Origin of the sequence: Rhodococcus sp. KBW08, from assembly GCF_003852455.1 — a bacterium.
Lineage (GTDB): Bacteria > Actinomycetota > Actinomycetes > Mycobacteriales > Mycobacteriaceae > Rhodococcus_F > Rhodococcus_F baikonurensis.
In genome coordinates this window covers 1-3,189 of record NZ_QAJJ01000022.1, presented here as the reverse complement: position 1 = coordinate 3,189, position 3,189 = coordinate 1, and the positions used below count along the sequence as shown (strand labels likewise).

Below are 3,189 nucleotides of genomic sequence, written 5' to 3'. Positions count from 1 at the left end.
CCGTCGTCGATGATCGAGTCGAGTCGAGAGACAATTCGCGTCAGTGTCGGCAGAAACCATCTGTCGCCGGGTCCGTACACGAGATGGGGCCGGACGACGAGGCCGCCGGCGTCGCGCACGAACTTCTCGGCGAGAGCGCGTGTGCGACTGGCAGGTGAGAGGGGTTTGAGAGGTGCGCCGTTGACCGGCAGGTCTCGAAACGGGCCTGGCCCGTACACCGCGGCGGTGCTGACGTAGAGCAGCCGTTCGACGCCGACGGTGGCGGCGATCGACGCAACGTTACGTATGCCGTGTTCGTTGACGTGAACACACTGTTGTTCGTCGTCGCCCACGTACGACACGCAGCAGATGACGGTCGACGCCTGGCTCATTGCAACTCGTAGAGAGGCGCTTTCGTTGATGTCGCCGATAGTGGCGGCAATTCCGTTGCGGCTGAGTTGTTTGGCCGCGCCGTCCGTGCGAACGAAACCGATCGCAGTGTTTCCGTCCCGGGAAACCAACTGGTTCATCACCGCCGAGCCGATGAAACCAGTGGCCCCGAGGACCAGAGTCGTCATGGTGTGTCCGTGTCGGGAGCGTTGCTGCCGGGTCTTTCGACGTATCGTTGAGATTCATTCCGTCGGCAACGAGAGCTGGGTAGATCATGCAGGAGCGTGCGGTCCTCACGCGCCAGGCTGTCATTTTGGGTGCTGCGAAGAGTTTTGAGAAGTTCGGGTACTCCGCCAGTCTGGGCACGATCTTGCAACACGGGGGTGTGTCCAAGGGCGCGATGTATTTTCATTTCGCGTCGAAGGAGGAGCTTGCGCACGCGGTCATCGCAGCGCAGCACGGTATGGCGATGGAGGGGACCCGACGGGTTGCTGCGCATTCCGACATTGCGGTCGAAACCCTTGTGCTCGTTTCGCAGGAGATGGCTCGGCAGCTTGTGACGGAGCCCATCGCGCGAGGTGGCATGCGGTTGACGATGGAGATCGGCAGTATTCAAGGTCCCATCGAACAGCCGTACCTCGATTGGATCGAGGCCATCAAGCAGGTGGCAACCCAAGCGGCGGAAGCCGGCGATATCGTCCCGGGCACCGACATCGACGCGTTGGCTCGATTCGTCGTGGGGTCGTTCACCGGAGTGCAGATTCTCTCGGAAATGCTGACGGGCAGAACCGATCTGTACGAGCGGTTGAGTCAGATGTGGAACTTGGTGTTGCCCACGATTGTCCGCGAGGACAAGTTGGCGCATGTCATGCAACTGGCCGCGCTTGCACCGAGAGAGTGGGAACCTCCGAGCGTTTGACGTAAACGACGCTACGAGAAGGGCGTGTCCGTGTCCTGTCATAGTTGGTCCGCAACTGTAAGTTCAAGTTCCGCGGTGGTTTCCAGTTCTTGAGTGAACCGAACTCGGTGCACACGGCCTGACGCGTCGAGTGGAGTCGTTGACACCTCGCACGGCGTTTCCCATTCGGTGAACCTCGGAAAGGTCGCCGAGAGTGAGGCGATACGTGTTGCTGGGGCGCCGGTGCGGTACCGCACCGCCTGTCGAGCGGCCTCGAAAAGAATCATTCCCGGGATGTGGTCGACGGGGTGGTCGAAAAGGGAGTGGTTGCGCGGATCGGGAGTGCAGAACATCGTGTGGCCAGCAGCATCAGTGCTGATGAGCACATCTCCATCGGTTAAACGTCCGACCCGCTCCGAACCGACCACCGCGGTTCCGGTGGGAAGGATGCGCCGACTCGGGCGGTAGTCTTCTCGTCCTTGCCGAATTCGACGGTATCCCTCGGGGCTGACTCCTCGCGCAACAGCTTTGCATCCGGCGACGTGCCGGGCGCCCCCTCGGAGGACCCCCGTCATTTCGACGCCCGAGACCGCTCCGTCGCGATGGGTGAGGTTGTCCACTGTCATCGAGAAACTCAACGGCTCCGCGACTGGTTGCACGTCGAGCGCATCCAACATCTCGAAGCTGAATGTTTCCATGAGGAACTTGTAGTGCAGTGGAATGTCGTATCGGGTGTGGCACAGAAGCACCACTGCCTGCCGGAATGCTTCTGCCACCCCGAGCGGATCGTGTTGCTCGCTCGATGCGTCGAATATTCGGTGCGAGAGCGGCAGTTGCACAGCAACCTGGTACGCCGAGTTCGATTCGATCCGGTAGTCCGTCAGGAAAACCTCGGCAACCGCATGTCTGTGGACGAGATGTCGCGGCACTGTGCGTGTGTATTCCATTGATTGAATGCACCTTTCGATGTTCATTCGTGTCTTCGGCGTCGTGTAGGACCTAATATTCGACCTCCGGGCACGTCGTCGAATCGTCAAAATTGACGATCTTTGCGAAGGTCGAGTTCGATCAGAGTGAGCACCCATCTCAATGAGTGCGTCTATGGGTGCTTCCTGCTAGAAGCGTCCGATCCGAAGCTCCAACGGGTATCTGCGTGTGTCGTGACCAGAGCGGCGGAGCATCCCGCAGGCCTCCAGCTGGGAGTGCACCCCCAGCTTCTGCAAGATGCTTCGGATGTGGGCGCGAACCGTGGTCGGTGCAATGTGGGCGGTTCGAGCAATCGAGTCGACATTGGAACCGCCGTAGAGAAGTCCCATGATTTCGAATTCGCGATCGGTGAGACTGCTGATTCGTGCGAATTCTTCGGCGCGCAACCGGATGCGTTGTACGAGAGAGGAAGTGTCGTGCGCAGGCTGAGCAGAGGTGGGGTTGAGCGCGGCCTGCAGCTCATCGAGCAGCGATGCGAACGGTAGTTGCGAGTTGAGCGCGGTGTGGGCGCCCGCCGCGAGCCCCCGAATCAGGGAGTGGCCGCCACTGAGATCGCCGATCAGGACCGATCCTTCGAGCGCGGAGAGCTCCTTCACCCGCCAATCGACGCCCCCGAGTGGTAGAAGAACAAGCGCTCTACCGTGCTCGCTGGTGTGGTTCTCCAACAGACTCATGTCTGCGGTCTGTGGCCCGGAATCAGCCCTGTCGCTGATTCCGGCAGCGAGTGCATGGGCGAATCCGCGATCGCGACGAGTGGTGTACACGGTGACTGTGCTGGAGTGTGTCATAGGGACTACACCGCCGGTGGAGGCCCAATCCGCTCTGTTCTCGTTGCCGCGAAACCAACACCGTTGGTTTCAGAGTGGTCTCGTCAGTGCGCCAGCGGTCGCAGTGACCTCTCCATCTGATGCGCACGAGGGTAACGGCGATATCTC

4 protein-coding genes are annotated in these 3,189 nt (G+C 60.5%); 1 reads left to right on the top strand and 3 read right to left on the bottom strand.

Annotated elements, in window-relative coordinates; genetic code table 11:
* The coding region (locus DBV08_RS27900) for an NAD(P)-dependent oxidoreductase (RefSeq protein ID WP_124569558.1) at positions 1–557 on the bottom strand (557 nt) is incomplete at its 3' end.
* A gap of 86 nt (positions 558–643) precedes the next feature.
* Between DBV08_RS27900 and DBV08_RS27895 the strand changes: the two genes are divergently transcribed.
* On the top strand, positions 644–1,288 hold the full coding sequence (locus DBV08_RS27895) for a ScbR family autoregulator-binding transcription factor (protein ID WP_019745609.1): 645 nt from the start codon (positions 644–646) through the stop codon (positions 1,286–1,288).
* 38 nt (positions 1,289–1,326) lie between these two features.
* Here the strand turns inward: DBV08_RS27895 and DBV08_RS27890 are convergent, their stop codons facing one another.
* Positions 1,327–2,214: a ScbA/BarX family gamma-butyrolactone biosynthesis protein gene (locus tag DBV08_RS27890; RefSeq protein ID WP_124569557.1), complete on the bottom strand. Its 888-nt coding sequence runs from the start codon at positions 2,212–2,214 to the stop codon at positions 1,327–1,329.
* Between the two features lie 168 nt (positions 2,215–2,382).
* Positions 2,383–3,042: a LuxR C-terminal-related transcriptional regulator gene (locus DBV08_RS27885; protein WP_124569556.1), complete on the bottom strand. Its 660-nt coding sequence runs from the start codon at positions 3,040–3,042 to the stop codon at positions 2,383–2,385.
* Positions 3,043–3,189: the final 147 nt, after the last annotated feature.